The following is a 21,562-nucleotide window of genomic DNA, read 5'->3' on the forward strand; positions in this document are numbered from 1 at the left end:
GCATCCGCTACTCCGGCCTGTCGCTGCCCTACCACATCGGCAACGGCTGGTTCGGGGGCCTCCTGCCCGCCACGGCCTTCGCGATCTCGGCCCAGACCGGCAACATCTATGCGGGCCTGTGGTATGCGATCGTGGTGGCGATGATGACGGTGGTGATCGGCACGCTCTTCGTGCCGGGCGGCACGCACAAGAAGGACATCTTCGCCGACGACGGTCGGTAAGAGCCTGACACCGGGCCGGGGCGCATCGCCTCGGCCCGGACCCCTGCGCCCCGACAAGCCGGATTATGGGTTTCTCCGGGCGCAGACTGGCGGACCTCTGAAGGGCCCGCCGCTTTTGGCCTCAACTGCGCAGGCGCCGGATGATCATGGCAAGGGCAAGCACGATGCCGAGGATGACCAGGTTCGAGACGATCCCCGCCGCGACGGCCTGGGTGAGGCCGGACGCGCCGGCCCCCTGCGTCGCGGGCAGGATCACCGCGACGAAGACCACGCCCGCCGCCAGCGGCAGAAGCGTCCCGGTCACGGCCTGCGTGCGGTACATCGTGATGACCAGGGCCACGATCAGGCCGATACGGAACGGGTCCAGAAGCTGCGCCTCGATAAGCTGGGTCACGGGTCGTCCTCCCTTTCCTGCCAGTTTCCCGATCCCGGCCGCCCGCACAAGCCCCCGTGCCACCGGGGGCGGGCGATGACTGCCCTTGCAGCAGATCCCCCCGCCCCCGGACCTCGTGTCCTGGTGGTCGAGGACGAGGACAATATCGCCGCCGCGCTGGAATTCCTGATCACCCGCGAAGGCTACGGCCATGACCGCGTGGCCTCGGGGGCCGAGGCGCTGCCCCGCATCCGCGACACCCGGCCCGACCTGGTTCTGCTGGATGTGATGCTGCCCGAGGTCTCGGGCTACGACATCTGCGCCGGCATCCGCACCGACCCGGCGCTGGCGACGGTGAAAGTGCTGATGATGACCGCCCGCGGCTCGGCGCTGGAGCGCAGGCGCGGGATGGAACTCGGGGCCGATGGCTTCATTTCCAAGCCCTTCGAGTTGAAGGACCTGCGGGCCGAGGTGCGGCGGCTGCTGGCGGGGTGAACGTCGCCTCTCTTCGTGCGACTTCGTCTTCTCGTCGGTCGGCCGCCCTTGCGAGGAGCGGCGAAGGAGACGACGATCGGTTATTCCTGCGCGCGGAGGGTCCCCGCCGGGCGCGCCGAGAGCGGCCTCAGCGCGAAGAAAAGGCCTGCGAGAAGGGTCGCGAGGACGCCGCCCGCGACGATGCCGAGGGCGGAGAGCGGCTCGAAGCGGTAGCTTGTATCCATTACGAAGGTCATCACCGCCCAGCCGCTGATCCCGCCCGCGATGACGGCGACAACACCCGCGGCAGCGCCCATCAGCGCGGAGCGGAGCGCGAAGCTGGCGAGGATTTTCCCCCGCGTCGCGCCCAGGGTCTTCAGGATCGCGGATTCGTAGATCCGGGCGCGTTCGCCTGCCGCGGCCGCGCCGATCAGCACGACGAAGCCGGTGAGAAGCGTCCCGGCGGCGGCCCAGGCGGTGGCGGTGGCGATGGCGGACAGAGCCTCGGCCACGCGGTCCACCGTTTCGCGGATGCCGATGGCGGTGATGTTGGGCCAAGTCTTCGTCACCTCCTTCAGGATCTGCGCCTCGGCCTCGGGCGGGGCGTAGACGGTGGCGATGTGGCTGTGGGGGGCTCCGGCAAGGGCCGAGGGGTTCAGCGTCATCACGAAGCCGATCCCGGCGTTGGAGAAGTCGACCTCGCGGAAGGAGGTGACGGTCGCGGTGATGTCGCGGCCGAGGATGTTGACGGTCATGGTGTCACCGAGTTTCAGGCCGATTTCCTCGGCTTCCTTGGCGGCGAAGCTGATCTGGGGGTCTCCGCTGTAGTCCTCGGGCCAGAATTTTCCCGCCGTGATGCGGGTCTTGGGGCCGGGCGTGGCGGCGTAGGTGATGCCGCGGTCGCCGCGGACGACCCAGTGGTCGCCTGCGACTTCGCGTGCGGGCTTGCCGTTGATCTGTGTGATCACGCCACGCAGCATCGGGGCGGCTTCCGTCTCGGTGACGGCGGGGTTGGCTTTCATCAGCGCGAGGAAGGGGTCGATCTGGTCGGGCTGGATGTCGATGAAGAAGAAGGCGGGGGCGCGGGTGGGCAGGTCGGTGGCGATGGCCTGGCGCAGGTTCCAGTCGATCTGGCCGACGGCGGCGAGGACGGAGAGCCCGAGGCCGAGCGAGAGGATGACGGAAGTGGCGTCGGACCTTGGCGCGCCGATGGCGGCCAGCGCGGCGCGGGTGGCGGGGCGGCCCCTTGTGAGGCGGGTGCGGGCGAGGCGTCTTGCGGCGGCGCGCAGGCCCGCGGCGGCGAGGGCGAGGATGAGAAGGGCGCCGAGCACGCCGCCCGCCGCGCCGAGGGCGAGCTCGGGGATGCCGGAGAGCCAGGTGGCGCTGCCGATGAGGGTGGCGGCGAGGAGGACGAGGGCGGCGAGGTAGCGTTTGCGGGGCCAGGTGCGGGTGCCGCTGCCGCCGCGATACAGGGCGGCGGGGCGGATGCGTTCGGTCCGGGCGAGGGGCAGAAGGGTGAAGATCAGGGCCGAGAGCGTGCCGTAGAAGCCGGCTTCCAGAAGGGCGCCGGGGGCGAGGCGGAGATCAGTCGGGAAGGGGAGCGAGGCCTCGATCAGCGGGGCGGCGAGGAGGGGGATGACGGCGCCCAGGGCAAGGCCCAGGGCGATGCCGAGGGCGGAGAGGAGCGCGGTCTGCCAGAGGTAGCTGCGGAAGATCAGGCCACCCTCGGCGCCGAGGGTCTTGAGGGTGGCGATGGTGGCGGTCTTGCCGTCGAGATAGGCGCGGATCGCGGCGGAGATGCCGACGCCGCCCACCGCCAGCCCGGCGAGGCCGACGAGGACGAGGAAACTGCCGATATTGGTCACGAAGCGGTCGATGCCAGGGGCGGCATTGCGGCTGTCGGTCCAGCGCATCCCCTTGTCGCGGAAGGTGGCTTCGGCTTGCGTCTCAAGGGTTTGCAGGTCGGCGTCGGGGGGCAGGATCAGGCGGTAGCGGGTTTCGTACATCGAGCCGCTTGCGAGGAGGCCGGAGTTGGCAAGCGCGTCGGCGCGGACGACGGTACGGGGGCCGAGGGTGAAACCGGTGGAGGCGGAGTCGGGTTCGCGGGTCAGGGCGGCGGTGAGGCGGAAGTCTTGCGTGCCGAGCCGGAACGTGTCGCCGATGGCGAGGGAGAGGCGGTCGATCAGGACGGGGTCCATGATCGCGCCGGGAAGACCGTCGGTGTCGGCCAGCGCCTCGTTGACGGGAATGGCGGGGTCGAGCTGGGCGGCGCCGGTCAGGGGCCAGGCGCTGTCCACCGCCTTCACTTGCGTAAGGGCCTGGTCGCCGGGGGTCAGCGCCATGGAGCGGAAGTCATAGACCTCGGAGACCTGCGTGGCGATCCGGTCCATATAGGCGCGTTCGTCGGCGTCGGCGGGGCGGTAGGTGAAGCGCATCTCGGCATCGCCGCCGAGGATGACGGCGCCCTGGTCAGAAAGCCCCTGCTGGATGCCCGCACGCAGGGTGCCGACGGCGGCGATGGCGGCGACACCGAGGGCCAGGCAGGCGAGGAAGACGCGAAAGCCCTTGAGGCCGCCCCGCAGTTCGCGCCGGGCGATGGTGAAGGCGAGGCTCATTCGGCGGCTTTCGCGTGGGCGTCGGGCACGACAAGGCCATCGGCGAGGCGGATCACCCGGTCGCAGCGCTGGGCAAGTTCGGGGGCATGGGTGACAAGGACCAGCGTCGCGCCATGGCGGTCGCGGAGGGAGAAGAGCAGGTCCATGATCGCCTGCCCGTTCACGCCATCGAGGTTGCCGGTCGGCTCGTCCGCCAGAAGGATCGCGGGCCGGGGAACGGCGGCACGGGCCAGTGCCACACGCTGCTGTTCGCCGCCGGACATCTGGCTGGGATAATGGTGCATCCGGGGGCCGAGGCCGACGGCGGCCAGCTCCGCCTGGGCGCGGTCGAAGGCGTCCGCCGCCCCGGCCAGTTCCAGCGGCAGGGCCACGTTCTCTAGCGCTGTCATCGTCGGAATGAGGTGGAAGCTTTGGAACACAACCCCCATATTCCCCCGGCGGAAGCGGGCGAGCGCATCTTCGTCCATCGCGGTCAGGTCCTGCCCCAAGGCCAGAACCTTGCCGCCGGTGGCACGCTCCAGCCCGCCCAGAAGCATGAGGAGCGACGATTTGCCCGACCCCGATGGCCCGATCAGCCCGACCGTCTCGCCCCGCTGGATGGTTAGCGTGATGCCTTTCAGGATTTCGACCGGGCCGGCATTGCCCGCAAGAGTGAGCCGCGCGTCGGTGACAGCGAGGATGGCGTCGGTCATGCGGGGGTTCCCTGGGGCTGTCTTGTCAAAGGGATATGGGGCGATACGTTGGGTGCGCAATGGCCTTGCGGTCACGTTGTTGATGGCCGGAACGGTCGCGGCGGAGCCGGTGACGGTTGTGGCCTTGGGCGACAGTTTGACGGCAGGCTACGGGTTGGCGGACCCCGCAACGGGTCTAGTGCCGGTGCTGGAGGGATGGCTGAAGGCCCGGGGGCACGACGTGGTGGTGCAGAACGCGGGCGTGTCGGGGGATACGACAGCGGGGGGATTGGCGCGGATCGGCTGGGCTTTGGGACCGGATGCGGATGCCCTGATCGTGACCTTGGGGGGGAACGACCTGTTGCGCGGTATCGATCCGGCGGCGTCGAAGGCGAATCTGGAGGGCATCCTGAAGGAGGCTTCGGCGCGGGAGCTGCCGGTTCTGCTGGTAGCGATGAAGGCGCCGGGGAATTTCGGGCCGGAGTACAAGGCGGCTTTCGACGCGATGTATGGCGATCTGGCCGGGCAATACGGCACCTTGCTTGCGGATGACTTCTTCGCCGGCTTGCGCGCGGCGGGGGCGGACCCTGCCGATCCGGCCTCGCTGGCGGCCTTCATGCAGGCGGACGGGCTGCACCCGAACCCGGAAGGCGTGAAGCTGATCGTCGAGGGGCTGGGACCGAAGGTCGAGGAGTTGTTGGCGAAGGTGGGGATGCCCTAGGTCAGGCCGAGATGCCGGGAACCTGGCGCGCTGGCCCGAGGACCGCGCGGAGCGGGTGAAGGGCACCGAGCGCGCGGCGACGCATATGCTGGGCGGCGGCTGGAGACCCTGCGTGGAATGACGCTTGTCCCGCGGATCAGAGCTCGGGTCCGCCCCGTTATTCCAGGGCCTTGTCGCGCCCTAATGGGCGTAGCCCGGATCTTCGGCGTCGAGGATCGCGCGCAATTCGCGCAGGTGGGCTTCGGCGAAACCGGGGTAGGCCTCCCATTCCTGCGCGGTCTTTTCGGCAATGTCTTCGGGCAGAACGCGCAAGGGGCGGCCGGTCTGCAGCGCGCGGATGTAGGTCTCGGCGGCGCGTTCGAAATAGTAGAGGCGGTTGAAGGTCTCGGCGACGCTGCGCCCGATCACCAGGACGCCGTGGTTGCCCATGATCATCGTGGTGATCTTCGGATCGGAGAGAAGATGCGCGCAGCGGGCCCCCTCTTCCTCGAAGGCCATGCCGCCATAGTGATCGTCGATGACGTGGCGGTTGTGGAACATCGCGGTATTCTGGTCGATGGCAGGCAGGCGCGAGTCGGCCAGGCTGGCGAGGACGGTCGCATGGATCGAGTGGACATGCATGACGCAGGTCGCATGGGGGCAGGCGCGGTGGATCGAGCCGTGCAGGCCCCAGGCGGTCGGGTCCGGCGCGTCGGGGCGGGACATGGTGTCCGGGTCGTTGGCGTCGATCTCGACCAGCGAGGAGGCGGTGATCCGGCTGAAATGGCGGCCGTTGGGGTTGATCAGGAAGCGGGTGCCCGAAGGGTTCACCGCCAGCGAGAAATGATTCGCGACCGCCTCGTGCAGGTTCAGCCGCGCGGTCCAGCGGAAGGCGGCGGCAAGGTCCTGCCGGAGGTCGAGGAAGGTCATGTTGGTGTGATGATTCATGCTGATCTCCTGCCGCGAATCAGGCGCCGCCCCAATGAAGGGCTGCACTCCGGCTCAGAATAGGTTAACAGCATCCTCGGGGATACGCCTGCAACGTGAGGGATGAGTCTTACAACCTGGGCGCGGGATTTTGGCCGGAATAAGGCAACTCTGGCTTGAATGTGGCAGTGATCTGGTGATTTTTCCCGCAACTTTCCTTTATTCGGGCGAATGCTCTCCGCATTGTTCAACGAGATTGGCCGAAGGTAGTGGAGGAGTGCGCGTGCAACCATTCATTCAGACCAGCCGCCACCAGGTTCAGCCGCATACCCTGGGCGTCCGGGTCATGCTGCTGACCGACCGCGCAGAAGGCAGCACGGGGCGTCGGCTTGTCGATTACGGCAGTGTCGTCGATATGGCGGACGATCTAGAGGATGCGGTTACCGCGATCCTGGACGATCCGTTCGGCTATGATCTTTTCGTGATGGATTGCGACGGGTTCGGCGGAATCGCCGGGGCGGAACGGGCGATTTCCACGCTGATCGCCGGGGATGCGAAGATGCGGGTGATGCTGGTCAGCCGCGAGTTCGACGTGCCGGCGTACCCTTTGGGGCGCCGCACGGCGGTTTGCCTGCCGGAGGATGTGTCGGAGACCAGCTTCCGGATCGGCTTCGACCATGTCTTGCGGGACCGGGTCGCAATCACGATGAACTGAAAGGGTGTGGGGGCGGCGAACCGCCCCCTGCTTGGCTTAAGCCAGCGCCAGGTTGGTCGCGCTTTCGCGGCCATCGCGGCCGGATTCGATGTCGAACGTGACCGGCTGGCCGTCTTTCAGGCTGCGCAGGCCCGCACGCTCCAGCGCGGTGATGTGGACGAACACGTCCTTCTTGCCGCCTTCCGGGGCGATGAAGCCGTAGCCTTTGGTTTCATTGAACCATTTCACGGTGCCCTTGGCCATCGTGAAGTCTCCTCAAGTCATACCGCCCGCGGAATGCGGCGGCTTGGCCCCGTCAGCTTGAAGTCGATTGCTGTGGCCGATGGTCGGAGACAGTGGTCGAAAAGATAACGTCGCGCGGGGAAGATAGTCAGATTCGTCTACGAATCCAAGTGGAAAACTCGGAAAATCAGTGCGGTCCGTCAGGCGCGGACAGGGAATTCAAGGGGTTGTGGTCCAGGGCCGTTTGCCGCCCCGGGTTTCGTGCGGTGTGAAACCCTCTTCACGGCCCGCCGTTTTCAAAATACTCCCGCAGGGCGCAAAGCGGCAGGCAGGACGATGATCTTCACGGTGGCAATCGACGGTCCGGCAGCGGCGGGCAAGGGCACGATCAGTCGCGCCGTGGCGGATCGTTTCGGGTTCCGGCATCTGGACACCGGGCTTCTCTACCGCGCGGTGGGGGTGAAGGGCGGGGATCCGGCCAGGGCGGCCCGCGAGCTGACACCCGGGGACCTGACGCGCGGCGACCTTCGGACGCTGGAGGCGGGGCAGGCGGCGAGCCGGGTCGCGGCTTTGCCCGAGGTGCGTGCGGCGCTGGTCGACTTCCAGCGCCGGTTTGCGCGCAGCGAGGGCGGCGCGGTACTGGACGGGCGTGACATCGGCACGGTGATCTGCCCGGACGCCGAGGTGAAGCTTTACGTCACCGCCAGTCCCGAGGTGCGCGCCCACCGCCGCTGGCTGGAGCTGGGGGGCGACGAGGCCCGGGTCCTGGCCGAGGTGAAGGAGCGTGACGCGCGCGACATGGGCCGCGCGGATGCGCCCCTGAAGCCCGCGACGGATGCGGTGGTGATCGACACCAGTGCGATGGCGATTGACGAGGCGGTGGCGACGGCCGTGGCGGTGGTGGCGGCGCGGCTGCGCGGAACTTGACCGCGCTTCATGGGTTTCCCTGCAAAGGAGCCCGCCCATGCCGATCCGATCCTTCGCCGACCTTCTGGATTTCCTGCGCGACGTGAAGGTCGAGATCGACCGTGACCGGGTGCTGGCGGTGGCGGCGGGCGTCACCTTCTACGCGCTTCTCGCCATCGTCCCGGCGATCACGGCGCTGATCTCGGTCTTCGGGCTGATCATGGCCCCTGCCGAGGTTCCCGGCCTCATGGCCCCGGTGGGCAGCGTCCTGCCCGAGGAGGCGGCCGCGCTGATCACCGAGCAGGCCACCCGGATCGCAGGCAAGGCAGGCGGCACGCTGTCGCTGACCGCGCTGATCGCGCTGGTCATCGCGCTCTGGTCGGCGAACGGGGGCACCAAGGCGCTGATCGAGGCCCTGGGGATCGCCTATGACGCGAAGGAGACACGCAGCTTTCTGCGGCTGAATCTGGTCGCGCTGGGGTTCACGCTGGGGGCCATCGTCCTGGTCATCGTGCTGGGCGTGCTGGTGGGCCTGCTGCCCTTCCTGGTCGACCGGATGGGTCAATTCGGCGAGACGCTGGTCCTGACATTGCGCTGGCCCGCGATCCTGGCGCTGCTGCTGGCGGTGCTGGCGGCAATCTACGCCTGGGCGCCCGACAGGCCGGATGCGGAATGGGTCTGGATCACGCCGGGGGCGGTTGTGGCTGCCATTGGCCTGGTCGCGGCCTCGGCAGGCTTCGGCTGGTATGTCGCAAACTTCGGCAGCTATGACGAGACCTATGGCTCGCTGGCGGCGGTGGTAGTGCTGATGCTGTGGATATGGCTCTCGACGGTGATGGTGCTGGTCGGAGCGGAGATCAACGCCGAACTGGACCGGCGCAGTGCGGTGTATCGGGGCCACGCGCGGCCCGTTCCCGCGGGATAGCGTCCGTCCGCTTTGCACAAGGCCTGTGCGCGCGCTGCGGTGCCGCATCCCTTGCTGCGGCGCGGAACCGGGCACATCTTCCTGACCGGGCCACCGCGGTGGCAAGGAAAGGAAATGTGGGATGTTGCAGGACAAGCTGAACTGGCGCTACGCCACCAAGAAGATGGACCCTTCGCGCAAGGTGCCGCAGGAAAAGGTCGATCGCATCCTGAAGGCGGTGCAACTGGCGCCCACCTCCAGCGGGCTGCAGCCGTTCGAGGTGATCGTGGTGACGAACCCTGAAGTGCGGGCCAAGATTCGCGACGCGGCCTATGGCCAGGCGCAGCTGACCGACGGCAGCCATCTTCTGGTCTTCGCGGCCTGGGACAACTACACCGATGCGCGCGTCGAGGGCGTGGTGCAGCAGATCGCTGCCGAGCGCGGCGGGATGACCGATTCCGTGCGCGGCTATTATGACGGGCTGAAGGCCATGTTCCTGCCGCGCAGCGCGGAAGAGAACTACCAGCACGCGGCGCGGCAAGCCTATATCGCCTTTGGCGTGGCGCTGACGGCGGCGGCGATGGAAGAGGTGGATTCGACGCCGATGGAAGGCTTCGACCCGGCCAAGGTGGATGAGATCCTCGGCCTGCGCGCCCGCGGGCTGCGGTCGGTCACGCTGATGCCGCTGGGCTACCGCGCGGCGGAAGGCGACTGGCTGGCCGGGATGAAGAAGGTGCGGCGGTCGCTGGACGAACTGGTCACCGAAGTCGCCTGAGGCTTCGCGCCCAGATATTCGGACAAGGGAAAGGCAGGGCGGCGTCCCTGCCTTTTCATTTTCGTCCGGCGGCGGAATGGACCTGCGCGGCCTTCCCTTCTGCTTGCCCCGCAGGGCCAATGCGTCTATAGCCCGCCCATCCTGAAAGGACTCGAGTCCGCCGGTTCACCGGTCGGAGGTGTTTTTCCATTCAGGGCCAAGACCGGCGGAGCCAACCGCATGGCCAGTGAAAACACGAGAAAAGGAAACTGATCTATATGTGCGCTAAAGCAAGCATGGAAGACTTCGAAGCCCTGTTGAAGGAAAGCTTCGAGATCGACACCCCTGAAGAGGGCACTGTCGTCAAGGGCAAGGTCATCGCCATCGAGGCGGGCCAGGCCATCATCGATGTCGGCTACAAGATGGAAGGCCGCATCGACCTCAAGGAATTCGCGAACCCCGGCGAACAGCCCGACATCAATGTCGGCGACACTGTCGAGGTCTATCTGGACCGCGTGGAGAATGCGCGCGGCGAAGCCCAGATCAGCCGTGAGAAGGCCCGCCGCGAGGAAGCCTGGGACCGTCTGGAAAAAGCCTATGCCGCCGAACAGCGCGTCGACGGCGCGATCTTTGGCCGCGTCAAGGGCGGCTTCACCGTGGATCTGGGCGGCGCTGTCGCCTTCCTTCCCGGTTCGCAAGTGGACGTCCGTCCGGTCCGCGATGCCGGCCCGCTGATGGGCATGAAGCAGCCCTTCCAGATCCTGAAAATGGACCGTCGCCGCGGCAACATCGTTGTCTCGCGCCGCGCCATCCTGGAAGAGTCGCGTGCCGAACAGCGCGCCGAAGTCATCGGCAACCTGACCGAAGGTCAAGTCGTCGACGGCGTGGTCAAGAACATCACCGAATACGGTGCCTTCGTTGACCTGGGCGGCGTGGACGGCCTGCTGCACGTCACCGACATGGCCTGGCGCCGCGTCAACCACCCGTCGGAAATCCTGTCGATCGGCGAGACCGTCAAGGTTCAGGTCATCAAGATCAACAAGGAAACCCACCGCATCAGCCTGGGCATGAAGCAGCTCCAGTCCGATCCGTGGGATGCCGTCGAGAAGATGTATGCCATCGGCACGGTCCACAAAGGCCGCGTCACCAACATCACCGACTACGGCGCCTTCGTGGAGCTGGAAGCGGGGGTCGAGGGCCTGGTTCACGTGTCCGAAATGTCCTGGACCAAGAAAAACGTGCACCCCGGCAAGATCGTCTCCACCTCGCAAGAGGTCGAGGTCATGGTGCTGGAAATCGACAGCGCCAAGCGTCGCGTCTCGCTTGGCCTGAAGCAGACCCAGCGCAACCCGTGGGAAGTCTTCGCGGAAACCCACCCGGTGGGCAGCGCGATCGAAGGCGAAGTCAAGAACATCACCGAATTCGGTCTGTTCGTGGGCCTCGACAACGACATCGACGGGATGGTTCACCTTTCCGACCTGTCGTGGGACCAGCGCGGCGAGGAAGCGATCCAGAACTACCGCAAGGGCGACGTGGTCAAGGCCGCCGTCACCGAGGTGGACGTGGAGAAAGAGCGTATCTCGCTGTCCATCAAGGCTCTGGGCGACGACACCTTCACCGATGCCGTCGATGGCGTGAAGCGGGGGGCGATCATCACCGTCACCGTGACCGCGATCGAGGATGGCGGGATCGAGGTCGAGTACAACAGCCAGAAGTCCTTCATCCGCCGTTCGGACCTGTCGCGCGACCGCGCAGACCAGCGTCCCGAACGCTTCCAGGTGGGCGACCATGTGGATGTCCGCGTGACCAACATCGACCCGAAGACCCGCAAGCTGGGCCTGTCGATCAAGGCGCGCGAGATCGCGGAAGAGAAGGAAGCCGTCGAACAGTATGGCTCGTCCGATTCGGGCGCCTCGCTGGGCGACATCCTGGGTGCGGCCCTGAAGGACCGCAGCTAGTTCGCGGCCCTTGCCCTGTGATTGAACGGAAAGGCCCCGCCACAAGCGGGGCCTTTTCCTTTCGTCCAAGTCCCCGTTTTTATTTGCCGTACCGCAAATCCTGCCGTTATAGTCTTGCCAGAACAAGATGGTGGCGGTCCCTGCCAGGGCCGAACCACAGGGGGGACTACGGATGATCCGTTCGGAACTGATCCAGAAGATCGCGGATGAGAACCCGCATTTGACCCAGCGGCATGTCGAGCGGATCGTCAACACGGTCTTCGAGGAAATCATCGAGGCGCTGGCCAAGGGCGACCGGGTGGAACTGCGCGGCTTCGGGGCTTTCTCGGTCAAGGCCCGCGACGCCCGGGTGGGCCGGAACCCGCGGACGGGCGAGGCGGTGAAGGTCGACGACAAGAAGGTGCCCTTCTTCAAGACCGGCAAGCTTCTGCGCGACCGGCTGAACGGCAAGTAACCCCGCTTCGCCTTGCGCCCGGCGGGGATCGGGCCGATATTGGACCCGGAACCCTGGGGCGCCGAACCATATGATCCGTTATCTTAGACTGCTGCTTCTGGCCCTTTTGGGCGTGGCCCTTCTGACCGTGGCGCTGGCCAACCGTGCGTCGGTGCCGGTGCGGCTTCTGCCCGAGGACATGGCCGCCCTGACCGGGCTGACCTGGGCGATGGAACTGCCGCTGTTCCTGGTCATCTTCGGCGGGATCATCGCCGGGGTGCTGATCGGTTTCGTCTGGGAATGGTTCCGCGAACACGGCCACCGCGCTACCGCCAGCCAGAAATCGCGCGAGGTCACGCGGCTGGAACGGGAGCTTGCGGTGTTGAAGGATTCCACCTCGGTCCCGCCGCAGGACGAGGTGCTGGCGCTTCTGGACAAGCGTTGATGCAAAAGGTCCGGGTCAAGATCTGCGGGCTGAAAACGCCCGGGGATGTGGCTGCCGTGGTCGCGGCCGGGGGCGCCTATGCCGGGTTCAATTTCTTCCCGAAATCCCCGCGCCGCGTGATGCCGGACGAGGCCCGCGCCCTTGCGCTGTCGATGCCCGACGGGTTGTGCAAGGTGGCGCTGCTGGTCGATGCCGACGACGCCACGCTGGACGCCATCGTGCGGGCGGTGCCCCTGGACATGCTTCAGCTTCATGGCCGCGAAACCCCGGCTCGCGTGGCCGAGATCAAGGCGCGGCATGGCTTGCCGGTGATGAAGGCGCTTGGGGTGGCCGAAGAGGGCGACCTTGCCCCGCTGCTGGACTACCAGCTGGTCGCCGACCAGATCCTGATCGACGCCAAGGCCCCGAAGGATGCGGTCCTGCCGGGCGGCAACGGGCTGACCTTCGACTGGCGGCTTCTGGTCGGGCGGAAATGGCTGAAGCCCTGGATGCTGGCGGGCGGGCTGACCCCTGACAACGTGGCGCAGGCGGTCCGGCTGACCGGCGCGCGGCAGGTCGACGTGGCCTCGGGCGTGGAAAGCGCGCCGGGGGTGAAGGATCCGGCAAGGATCGCGGCCTTCGTCGAGGCCGCGCAGGGTACGCGCGGCGGCGTGCCGATCCTGCGATGACCGAGCTCCGCTTCCGCGACGCCACCCGCGCCGATGTGCCCGCCATTGTGGCGCTGCTGACCGACGATCCCCTGGGCAAGGGGCGCGAGGGGGCGGAGCCGCAGGCCTATCTGGATGCCTTCGACGATATCGCCGCCAACCCGATGCACCAGCTGATCGTCGGTGAAGCGGAAGGCCGCATCGTCGCCTGCTGCCAGCTGACCATCCTATCCGGCCTGTCGCGCGGCGGCGGTCGGCGGGCGCTGGTCGAGGCGGTGCGGGTGGCCTCGGACCTGCGCTCGCAGGGCATCGGCGCGCTGCTGATGGCAGAGTGCGAGACCCGCGCCCGGGCGGTGGGCTGCACGATCATCCAGTTGACGACCGACCGCAGCCGTCAGGATGCGCACCGCTTCTACGAACGGTTGGGCTACGCGGCCTCGCATCTGGGGATGAAGAAGCCGCTTTGACGCCGCCTGCGATGGGCGCTAGATGCAAGGACAGCAGCGAGGGGGCAGAAATGGCCGAGGACGGGTTGAACAGCTTCATGACCGGGCCGGACGAGGCAGGGCGGTTCGGTCTCTTCGGGGGTCGCTTCGTCAGCGAGACGCTGATGCCGCTGATCCTGGAGCTGGAAGAGCGCTACAACTTCGCCAAGACCGACCCGAGCTTCTGGGCCGAGATGGATGATCTCTGGAAGCACTATGTCGGGCGGCCCTCGCCGCTCTACTTCGCGCCCCGCCTGACCGAACACCTCGGCGGTGCCAAGGTCTACATGAAGCGCGACGAGCTGAACCATACGGGCGCGCACAAGATCAACAACGTGCTGGGCCAGATCATCCTGGCCCGCCGGATGGGCAAGACCCGGATCATCGCCGAGACGGGTGCGGGCCAGCACGGGGTGGCGACAGCCACGGTCTGCGCCAAGTTCGGGCTGAAATGCGTGGTCTACATGGGCGCGCATGACGTGGAACGCCAGGCACCGAACGTCTTTCGCATGAAGCTTCTGGGGGCCGAGGTCATTCCCGTCACCTCGGGCCGCGGTACGCTGAAGGATGCAATGAACGACGCGCTGCGCGACTGGGTGACGAATGTGCGCGATACCTTCTACTGCATCGGCACCGTCGCCGGGCCGCATCCCTATCCGGCCATGGTGCGCGACTTCCAGTCGATCATCGGCAAGGAAGTGCGCTGGCAACTGGCCGAGCAGGAGGGCGACGGTTGCCTGCCCGACGTGGTGGTCGCGGCCATCGGCGGCGGGTCGAATGCGATGGGGTTGTTCTTCCCCTTCCTTGACGATCCCTCGGTGCGGATCGTGGGCGTGGAAGCAGGCGGGAAGGGCGTAGACGACCGGATGGAGCATTGCGCCTCTCTCACCGGCGGGCGTCCGGGCGTGCTGCACGGCAACCGGACCTATCTGTTGCAGGATGCGGACGGGCAGATCCTCGAAGGCTTCTCGATTTCTGCGGGCCTCGACTATCCCGGCATCGGGCCGGAACATTCCTGGCTGCATGATGTGGGCCGCGCGGAATATGTCAGCATCACCGATGCCGAGGCGCTGGAGGCGTTCCAGCTGTGCTGCAAGCTGGAGGGTATCATCCCGGCGCTGGAACCCAGCCATGCGCTGGCGCAGGTGATGAAGCTGGCGCCGACGCTGCCCAAGGACAAGATCATCGTGATGAACATGTGCGGGCGCGGCGACAAGGACATCTTCACCGTGGCCAAGCATCTGGGCGTGACGATGACGGTTTGACCGGCATAAACTCAGGTTTATCCATCTTCCCCCTGGGTTTATTGCCCCCGGACTAAACCCCTGGACAATTTCCCCTGGTCCGCGGCCGTGGCTGGTTTGCCATGTGCCGACAGGGCACGGAGCCCGGGTCCGATATGGACCCTCGAACCGGAAAGGGATCGACGATGAAACTGATGATGATGGCCGCAGGCTTCAGCATCTGGGGTGGCATGGCGCTGGCGGCGGTGGATACCGACGCGCTGGTCGCCGACCTGCAGCGGCAGGGCTACAGCTGGATCGAGGTAAAGCGGGGGCCGACCCAGATCGAGGTCGAGGCCGTCCGTGGCACGAATAAGATCGAGACGGTCTACGACATCGCCACCGGGGCGGTTCTGGATCATGAGACCGACCGCGCCTCGCGCCGCGAACAAAGCCGGACCGGGGTCAAGGTCCGGGACAGCCTGCGTGACTTCGAAGACCGCGACGACGATGATCATTGGGATGACGATGACCGCCGGGATGATGACCGGGATGATCGCCATGACCGCGACGATGATCGGGACGACCACGACCATGATCGGGATGACCACGACCATGATCGGGATGACCACGACCATGATCGGGGTGACCGCGGCGGCCGGGATCGTGACCGCGACGACGACTGAGCCGCCGATGGGCGGTCCCTTGCGCGCCCCGGTCTTGCCGGGGTGTCGCAGTTGGGCAAGGATGGCCTGACAAGGCGGAGGCACAAGATGAGGCGCAGGGTCTTTCTGGCCGCGCTGCTGGGCGGGATCGCAATGGCGGGAGCGGCACAGGCGCGCGATCCAGTCGACGCGATCGTGCGCGAACTGAAACGCAACCGCTATCGTATCGAAACCGTCAGCCGCACCTTCCTCGGCCGTATCCGCATCCTCGCCAGCAGGGATGGCGGACGGCGCGAGATCATCGTCAACCCCGCGACCGGCGAGATCCTGCGCGACCTTTGGGTGGCGCGCGGACATGGCGACGGGGACTGGGACGACCTGGAGGAAGGCGGCGGCGACCGCTCCAGCGACCGGGGCGATGACGATGACGACGACGACGATGATGATCGCGACGATCACCACGACCGGGATGGCAAGGGTGGCAACAGAGGCGGCGATGACGACTGATCGCGCCAGCCACGGAGAGCCCGCATGAGACGCCCCTGGGTGCTTGCGCTGGTCTTCGTCGTGCAGTTTCTCTGCGCGCTGTTCTTCGTGTCCGACATCCTCGCCTCGGTGCTGGGCCTGCCGCTGGGCCCGATGCCCTGGGAGCTGCGCGAGTTGCTGGAGGTCGGCGCCGCCTGCGGCCTGTTGCTTGGCCTTGGCCTTGGCCTTGGCGGGCTGGCGCTGCGCCGCGCCCTGCGCGACAGGCACCGCGCCGAGGAGAGCCTGCGCCGCGCCTCGGGTGCTTTCCACGATCTGCTGCAGGAACGCTTCGCCGAATGGGCGCTGACCTTGGCCGAGCGCGATGTGGCGCTCTTCGCCATCAAGGGCCTGTCCACCGCGGAAATCGCCGCCCTGCGCCAGACCAGCGAGGGGACGGTGAAGGCGCAGACCAATGCGATCTACCGGAAGGCGGGGGTCAGCGGACGCCCGCAGCTCCTCAGCCTGTTCATCGACGACCTGATGCGCGACGACGGCACGATCCGCCCGCAACTCTCGCTGCCGGCACCGGGCGAGCACCGGGCACTTCCGGCGAAATAGGATCAGCGCAGACTGGGGGGCCCCGGGCGATCGTTGTCGAGCAGCCCGTAGCGCAGCCCCGCGCCGATGCGGTGGGCCAGCGCCGACCATTGCGCGGCGGCCTCAGCGGGCAGTTCCAGCTTCAGGACGCTGTCGAACAGGCCGAGCCAGACCTCGAACATCGGCGGCCGGACATTGCCCGCGTCGCGGTGGGCGGCGAGCGGGTTCCCGTCGTAGACCCGTTCGTGCAGGATCGCGTTCCGCCAGAAGCGGGCGATCTTCTCCTCATGCGCGGGCCAGTCGGTGACATGGGCGGCGAAGACCGGGCCGAGGCCGGGGTGCTGCCGGACTGCGGCGTAGAAGGTCGCGACGACGCGGGCGATCTGGTCTGGCGAGATGTCGAAGCGGGGCGGGATCATGGGTCAGATGTCGCGCCGGACAAGGCCTGAGTCCAGCCGGTCAGTCGGTGGCGTATTGCCGCAGGATTTCCAGCGGCACCACGGCGAGCGTGGCCTGGTGCGTGGCGGCAAGACGGACCTGCGGGGCCGCGCCTTCGTCATGCGCCTGCAGGAAGCGCGAGGCGCAGAGGCACCACTGGTCGCCGGGCTTCAACCCCTGGAAGCCGTATTTGGGCTGCGGGGTGGAGAGGTCGTTGCCGAGGTATTTCGACAGCGCCAGGAATTCGGCCGTCATCAGGGCGCAGACGGAGTGGAGACCGCGGTCCATCGGGCCGGTGTTGCAGCAACCGTCGCGGAAGAACCCGGTGACGGGGTCGGTGGAGCAGGGCTGGAGCGCCTCTCCAAGAACGTTGAGCGAGGGGAGTTTCATGGGCTCAGAATGGCAGGTCGGGGGCCGGTTGTCGAGGGCGCCCCGCGTGGCGCCCGGTTCGACCGCAAGGAAATCAACAGCTTGGTTGCGGGCGGCGGCCCCCAGGCCTAGCGGCGTCCCGCGACAGGGGGGATCAGGTCGCCGGAGACCAGGGCCGTGAGAATGCGCGGCAGGGGCCAGACCCGGGACAGGGGAGACAGGACATGGTCGCGCAGGAGGGGGAGGGCGCGCCTGTGCGACTGGTATTGCGGGGTGAAGGCGGCGCTGAGGGCCTGGTAGAGGCCAAGGTGCCAGCGCCGGGAGCGATGGTAGGCGGGAAGCGCCTTCTCCAGCGGCTGGCGCAGGGCAAGGGCCAGGGCAAAGGCATCGAGAAGGGCCATGTTGGCCCCCTGGCCCAGTTGCGGGCTGGCCCGGTGCGCGGCATCGCCGATATGGACCAGACGGTTGGCGTAGGGCCGGGCAAGGCTGCCGTGGCTGTAGCGGGCCGGGGTGAGCCGGGTCTTGTCGGTGATCCCGGTCAGGAAGGGCTGCATCGCGGGCCAGAAGGCGGCGACCTCGGCCTTCCAGTCCTGAAGGTCCCGGTCGGGCCAGGCGTCGAGTTCGGCAGCGGAGAGCGACCAGAAGACGGCGGCCCTGGGGGTCGGGTCGCCGGGAAGCCGCCCGATGGGAAGGATGCCGGCCATGCGGCGGGCGGCGAGGTAGCGCTGGCGAAGCTCGGTTCCGGGCAGGTCGGTCCCGGGCCAGGGAACATCGGCCCAGACGGCTCCGAACGGGAGGGGCCTGGCTGTGAGCCGGGAGAGCCGCGAGCCCGCGCCGGAGGCATCGACGATCAGGTCGAAGGGCCCGTGGCTGCCATGATCGGTGACGAGGTGGATCGCCCCCGGCGTCTCCAGCGTATCGGTGGCGGTGTGGCCGGTGAGCGGCGTGACGCCCGCACGGGTGGCGGCCTGCCAGAGGACATGGAAGAGCGCGGCCCGGTGCAGGGCCAGGCCGGGCTGGTCCGGGCGGTAGGCGACATCGAGCGCGATACGGCTTCCGGAATGGCCGAGCATCCGGGTGAGATGGGCGCCCAGGGCGCGGGCCTCGTCCCCGGCGCCGAGGCTGTCGAGGACGGCAAGGCCGACGGGCTGCACGACAAGGCCGGAGCCGAGGGGGCGCGGGGTTGCGAAGCGTTCGTAGAGCGTGACGCTGTGGCCGTCCTGCGCAAGCAGGGCGGCGGCGGCAAGGCCGCCGATTCCGGCCCCGGTGATGGCGATGCGGTAGGTCATGGGGCGAAGGGGTGGCAGGGGTTTGCGGTTCTGGCAAGGCCGGGTCTTGTCGCAGGCGGGGTTCGAGACGGAGCGCTGGCGCGCAAGTTTCTTGTCTCGTCGTCGGGGCTGCGCCCTCCTCCTCGGATGCTTGGGGGTTTTCCACCCCCAAACCCCCGGAGGATATTTGTCACCAGGTGAAAGGGCCTTGGGGCGGGCTGGACCCTGCATGGGCCTTTGTCTATAAGGCCGCCATGCAGATGTGGCGGGTCGTTCGGTCGCGAATTACTTGCCCGGCGGGCTGAGGCCTGGCCGGGTTTCTTCGTCTTGCCGCTGGCCCGTGATGGGCCGACCTGCCCTTGAGCCTTGAGGTTTCCCTGCCATGTGCGCCGATACTGCTGCCCCCCCGTCCGATACTGCCGTCGACTACCGCGACACCGTCTTCCTGCCCGAGACCACCTTTCCGATGCGGGCGGGCCTGCCCCAGCGCGAGCCGGAGTGGCTGGCGCGGTGGGAGCGGATCGGGGTCTATGACCGGCTGCGCGAGCGGGCGGCCGGGCGGGCGCCCTTCGTGCTGCACGACGGCCCTCCCTATGCCAACGGGCACCTGCACATCGGCCATGCGCTGAACAAAGTGCTGAAGGACATGGTGGTGCGCAGCCAGCAGATGATGGGCCGCGACGCCCGTTATGTGCCGGGCTGGGACTGCCACGGGCTGCCGATCGAGTGGAAGATCGAGGAGCAGTACCGCGCCAAGGGGCTGAACAAGGACGACGTGGATACGGTCGCCTTCCGCCAAGAATGCCGCCGCTTCGCCGAGGGCTGGATCGACGTCCAGCGCGAGGAGTTCAAGCGGCTGGGGGTCACGGGGAAATGGGACCGGCCCTACCTGACGATGGACTATCACGCCGAGGCGGTGATCGCCGACGAGTTCATGAAGTTCCTGATGAACGGGACTTTGTATCAGGGCTCGAAGCCGGTGATGTGGTCGCCGGTGGAGAAGACCGCTCTGGCCGAGGCGGAGGTCGAGTATCACGACCATACGAGCCATCAGGTCTGGGTGCGGTTCAAGCCGTGGATGGTGCCGCAACAGAATGATCTGGACCTCCGGTCGCAGGACGATCTGCGCAAGGCTTCGGTTGTGATCTGGACCACGACTCCTTGGACGATCCCGCAGAACCGCGCCGTCGCCTTCAATCCTGCTATCGAGTATGGCTTGTTCGAGGTCCAGGAAGTTGGGGACAACTCGTCTGCCGCGGTCGGTGAAACGCTCGTTCTCGCCAACAAGCTGGCAGAAGGCGTAATGGCTGCGGCAAAGGTCACGCGCTTTGAAAAGTTGCGTGATGTTCCCGCAGTCCAACTGGAGCAGATGGGACTAGCGCATCCATTCCGAGGCATTGCCGACGCCGAGGGCAAGAAAGTGGACGAGTGGGACTATGACGTTCCCATGCTCCCCGGCGACCATGTCACCGACGATGCGGGGACGGGGTTCGTGCATACCGCGCCCTCCCACGGCGACGACGACTACCAGCTGGGCGTCAAGTTCCAGCTGCCGATGACCTACAACGTCGAGGCGGACGGGTCGTATCGCGCGGACCTGCCCTTGTTCGGCGGGCAGCATATCATCACGCCCGAGGGCAAGGAGGGACCGGCGAACGTGTCGGTCATCAAGCAGCTGGCCTATTCCGGCGCGCTTTTCGCCAAGGGCAAGCTCAAGCATTCCTATCCGCATTCCTGGCGGTCGAAGGCTCCGGTGATCTACCGCAACACGCCGCAATGGTTCGTCGCCATCGACCGCAAGCTGGATGACGGCATGTCGACCTATGGCGACACCATCCGGCGGCGGGCGCTCAACTCGATCAACCAGCTGGTCGAGTGGACCCCGGCCACGGGGCGCAACCGGCTCAATTCGATGATCGAGGCGCGGCCCGACTGGGTGCTGTCGCGCCAGCGCGCCTGGGGCGTGCCGCTGACCTGCTTCGTCAGGAAGGGTGCGCGGCCGGATGCGCCGGACTTCCTGCTGCGGAACCCCGAACTCAACGCGCGGATCAAGGCAGCCTTCGAGGCCGAGGGCGCGGATGTTTGGTATGTGCAAGGATTCAAGGAGCGGGTGCTGGACGGCCTCGTGGACCCGTCGGATTATGAACAGGTCTACGACGTGCTGGACGTCTGGTTCGATAGCGGCTCGACCCATGCCTTCGTGCTGCGCGACCGCGAGGACGGGGCGGCGGACGGGATCGCCGACCTGTACCTTGAGGGCACCGACCAGCACCGCGGCTGGTTCCATTCCTCGATGCTTCAGGCCTGCGGGACCATCGGCCGGGCGCCCTATCGCGGGGTGCTGACCCACGGCTTCACCCTGGACGAGAAGGGCATGAAGATGTCCAAGTCGCTGGGGAACACGGTCGCGCCGGAAGAGGTGATCAAAGACTACGGCGCCGATATCCTGCGGCTCTGGGTGGCGCAGTCTGACTATACGGTCGACCTGCGGATCGGGAAGGAGATTCTGAAAGGGGTCGCCGACAGCTACCGCCGCCTGCGCAACACGATGCGCTACATGCTGGGGGCGCTGGCGGGATTCAGCGAGGCCGAGCGGGTGGAACCGGCCGAGATGCCGGAGCTGGAGCGCTGGGTGCTGCACCGGCTGAGCGAGCTGGATGAAGAGGTGCGGGCGGGCTATGCCGCCTATGACTTCCAGGGGGTGTTCCAGAAACTCTTCACCTTCTGCACCACGGACCTGTCGGCGGTCTATTTCGACATCCGCAAGGACAGCCTTTACTGCGACGCGCCGACCAGCCTGACCCGCCGGGCCTGCCGGACGGTGATGGACATCCTGTTCCACCGGCTGACCACCTGGCTGGCCCCGGTCCTGGTCTTCACGATGGAGGAGGTCTGGCTGGAGCGGTTCCCGGGCGAGGACAGCTCGGTGCATCTGGTCGACTTCCCGGAAACCCCGGCGGCTTGGCGCGACGCGGCGCTGGCAGCGAAATGGGAGACGATCCGCGACGTGCGCCGCGTGGTGACGGGGGCGCTGGAGGTGCAGCGGACGGCGAAGGTGATCGGGGCGAGCCTGGAGGCCGCGCCGGT

Annotated in this window: 24 protein-coding genes and 1 pseudogene; 17 read left to right on the plus strand and 8 right to left on the minus strand. The window is 67.2% G+C overall.

The features are described from left to right. A pseudogene (locus tag V7Q39_RS09775) lies at positions 1–221 on the plus strand (MFS transporter); the annotation flags it as partial. 121 nt (positions 222–342) lie between these two features. On the opposite strand, the gene V7Q39_RS09780 reads toward V7Q39_RS09775, so the two are convergent. Beyond that, a complete protein-coding gene (locus tag V7Q39_RS09780; RefSeq protein ID WP_333816387.1) occupies positions 343–615 on the minus strand; it encodes a hypothetical protein in 273 nt (90 codons plus the stop codon). Between the two features lie 75 nt (positions 616–690). Between V7Q39_RS09780 and V7Q39_RS09785 the strand changes: the two genes are divergently transcribed. Next, positions 691–1,089 carry a response regulator transcription factor gene (locus V7Q39_RS09785; RefSeq protein ID WP_333816388.1) on the plus strand — a complete coding sequence of 133 codons (399 nt, stop codon included), beginning with the start codon at positions 691–693 and terminating at the stop codon, positions 1,087–1,089. An 80-nt stretch (positions 1,090–1,169) separates the two neighbouring features. Here V7Q39_RS09785 and V7Q39_RS09790 read toward each other — a convergent pair whose 3' ends face one another. Together V7Q39_RS09790 and V7Q39_RS09795 are read right to left on the minus strand one after the other, a co-directional pair. Next, positions 1,170–3,683, minus strand: a complete 2,514-nt coding sequence (locus tag V7Q39_RS09790) for an ABC transporter permease (RefSeq protein WP_333816389.1) — start codon at positions 3,681–3,683, stop codon at positions 1,170–1,172. Then, complete coding sequence (locus V7Q39_RS09795) at positions 3,680–4,375, minus strand: ABC transporter ATP-binding protein (protein WP_333816391.1); 696 nt, start codon at positions 4,373–4,375, stop codon at positions 3,680–3,682. The genes V7Q39_RS09790 and V7Q39_RS09795 overlap by 4 nt, the downstream gene beginning before the upstream one ends. A gap of 82 nt (positions 4,376–4,457) precedes the next feature. Here V7Q39_RS09795 and V7Q39_RS09800 point away from each other — a divergent pair, with 82 nt between their 5' ends. Then, entirely contained in the window at positions 4,458–5,075 is a 618-nt protein-coding gene (locus V7Q39_RS09800; protein ID WP_333816392.1) for an arylesterase, read from the plus strand. Positions 5,076–5,255: 180 nt separating this feature from the next. Here V7Q39_RS09800 and V7Q39_RS09805 read toward each other — a convergent pair whose 3' ends face one another. Next, positions 5,256–6,002 (minus strand): class II aldolase and adducin N-terminal domain-containing protein, encoded by a 747-nt coding sequence (locus tag V7Q39_RS09805; protein WP_333816393.1) that lies wholly within the window; start codon positions 6,000–6,002, stop codon positions 5,256–5,258. 262 nt (positions 6,003–6,264) lie between these two features. Between V7Q39_RS09805 and V7Q39_RS09810 the strand changes: the two genes are divergently transcribed. Next, a complete protein-coding gene (locus tag V7Q39_RS09810; protein WP_333816394.1) occupies positions 6,265–6,696 on the plus strand; it encodes a hypothetical protein in 432 nt (143 codons plus the stop codon). Positions 6,697–6,732: 36 nt separating this feature from the next. Here V7Q39_RS09810 and V7Q39_RS09815 read toward each other — a convergent pair whose 3' ends face one another. After that, a complete protein-coding gene (locus V7Q39_RS09815) occupies positions 6,733–6,939 on the minus strand; it encodes a cold-shock protein (RefSeq protein ID WP_294979545.1) in 207 nt (68 codons plus the stop codon). A gap of 315 nt (positions 6,940–7,254) precedes the next feature. Here V7Q39_RS09815 and V7Q39_RS09820 point away from each other — a divergent pair, with 315 nt between their 5' ends. The 12 genes from V7Q39_RS09820 (at position 7,255) to V7Q39_RS09875 (ending at position 16,421) form a co-directional block, all read left to right on the plus strand. Beyond that, on the plus strand, positions 7,255–7,845 hold the full coding sequence (locus V7Q39_RS09820; protein ID WP_333816395.1) for a (d)CMP kinase: 591 nt from the start codon (positions 7,255–7,257) through the stop codon (positions 7,843–7,845). Positions 7,846–7,882: 37 nt separating this feature from the next. Continuing rightward, positions 7,883–8,749 (plus strand): YihY/virulence factor BrkB family protein, encoded by an 867-nt coding sequence (locus V7Q39_RS09825; protein ID WP_333816396.1) that lies wholly within the window; start codon positions 7,883–7,885, stop codon positions 8,747–8,749. Between the two features lie 121 nt (positions 8,750–8,870). Next, a complete protein-coding gene (locus V7Q39_RS09830; protein WP_333816397.1) occupies positions 8,871–9,503 on the plus strand; it encodes an NAD(P)H-dependent oxidoreductase in 633 nt (210 codons plus the stop codon). Between the two features lie 257 nt (positions 9,504–9,760). Further along, positions 9,761–11,440, plus strand: a complete 1,680-nt coding sequence (gene rpsA, locus V7Q39_RS09835) for a 30S ribosomal protein S1 (RefSeq protein WP_333816398.1) — start codon at positions 9,761–9,763, stop codon at positions 11,438–11,440. Positions 11,441–11,612: 172 nt separating this feature from the next. Then, positions 11,613–11,894, plus strand: coding sequence for an integration host factor subunit beta (ihfB, locus tag V7Q39_RS09840; RefSeq protein WP_294983597.1), 282 nt, complete (start codon positions 11,613–11,615; stop codon positions 11,892–11,894). Between the two features lie 70 nt (positions 11,895–11,964). Then, a complete protein-coding gene (locus V7Q39_RS09845) occupies positions 11,965–12,318 on the plus strand; it encodes a LapA family protein (RefSeq protein ID WP_333816399.1) in 354 nt (117 codons plus the stop codon). Next, a complete protein-coding gene (locus V7Q39_RS09850) occupies positions 12,318–12,986 on the plus strand; it encodes a phosphoribosylanthranilate isomerase (RefSeq protein ID WP_333816401.1) in 669 nt (222 codons plus the stop codon). The genes V7Q39_RS09845 and V7Q39_RS09850 overlap by 1 nt, the downstream gene beginning before the upstream one ends. Further along, positions 12,983–13,432 carry a GNAT family N-acetyltransferase gene (locus V7Q39_RS09855; protein WP_333816402.1) on the plus strand — a complete coding sequence of 150 codons (450 nt, stop codon included), beginning with the start codon at positions 12,983–12,985 and terminating at the stop codon, positions 13,430–13,432. The genes V7Q39_RS09850 and V7Q39_RS09855 overlap by 4 nt, the downstream gene beginning before the upstream one ends. A gap of 50 nt (positions 13,433–13,482) precedes the next feature. Continuing rightward, on the plus strand, positions 13,483–14,715 hold the full coding sequence (gene trpB / locus V7Q39_RS09860; protein WP_333816410.1) for a tryptophan synthase subunit beta: 1,233 nt from the start codon (positions 13,483–13,485) through the stop codon (positions 14,713–14,715). Positions 14,716–14,879: 164 nt separating this feature from the next. Beyond that, positions 14,880–15,359 carry a PepSY domain-containing protein gene (locus V7Q39_RS09865; protein ID WP_333816403.1) on the plus strand — a complete coding sequence of 160 codons (480 nt, stop codon included), beginning with the start codon at positions 14,880–14,882 and terminating at the stop codon, positions 15,357–15,359. Between the two features lie 87 nt (positions 15,360–15,446). Beyond that, positions 15,447–15,845 carry a hypothetical protein gene (locus tag V7Q39_RS09870; RefSeq protein WP_333816404.1) on the plus strand — a complete coding sequence of 133 codons (399 nt, stop codon included), beginning with the start codon at positions 15,447–15,449 and terminating at the stop codon, positions 15,843–15,845. A 24-nt stretch (positions 15,846–15,869) separates the two neighbouring features. After that, positions 15,870–16,421: a helix-turn-helix domain-containing protein gene (locus V7Q39_RS09875; RefSeq protein WP_333816405.1), complete on the plus strand. Its 552-nt coding sequence runs from the start codon at positions 15,870–15,872 to the stop codon at positions 16,419–16,421. A 2-nt stretch (positions 16,422–16,423) separates the two neighbouring features. Here the strand turns inward: V7Q39_RS09875 and V7Q39_RS09880 are convergent, their stop codons facing one another. The 3 genes from V7Q39_RS09880 to V7Q39_RS09890 form a co-directional block, all read right to left on the minus strand. Further along, positions 16,424–16,819 (minus strand): group III truncated hemoglobin, encoded by a 396-nt coding sequence (locus tag V7Q39_RS09880; RefSeq protein ID WP_333816406.1) that lies wholly within the window; start codon positions 16,817–16,819, stop codon positions 16,424–16,426. Between the two features lie 40 nt (positions 16,820–16,859). Then, positions 16,860–17,228 carry a DUF2237 family protein gene (locus V7Q39_RS09885; protein WP_333816407.1) on the minus strand — a complete coding sequence of 123 codons (369 nt, stop codon included), beginning with the start codon at positions 17,226–17,228 and terminating at the stop codon, positions 16,860–16,862. 107 nt (positions 17,229–17,335) lie between these two features. Further along, positions 17,336–18,496, minus strand: coding sequence for an FAD-dependent oxidoreductase (locus V7Q39_RS09890; RefSeq protein ID WP_333816408.1), 1,161 nt, complete (start codon positions 18,494–18,496; stop codon positions 17,336–17,338). Positions 18,497–18,857: 361 nt separating this feature from the next. On the opposite strand from V7Q39_RS09890, the gene ileS reads away from it, so the two are divergent. Then, the coding region (gene ileS, locus V7Q39_RS09895; RefSeq protein WP_333816409.1) for an isoleucine--tRNA ligase at positions 18,858–21,562 on the plus strand (2,705 nt) is incomplete at its 3' end.

It is taken from the genome of Tabrizicola sp., from assembly GCF_036781545.1.
GTDB lineage: Bacteria > Pseudomonadota > Alphaproteobacteria > Rhodobacterales > Rhodobacteraceae > Tabrizicola.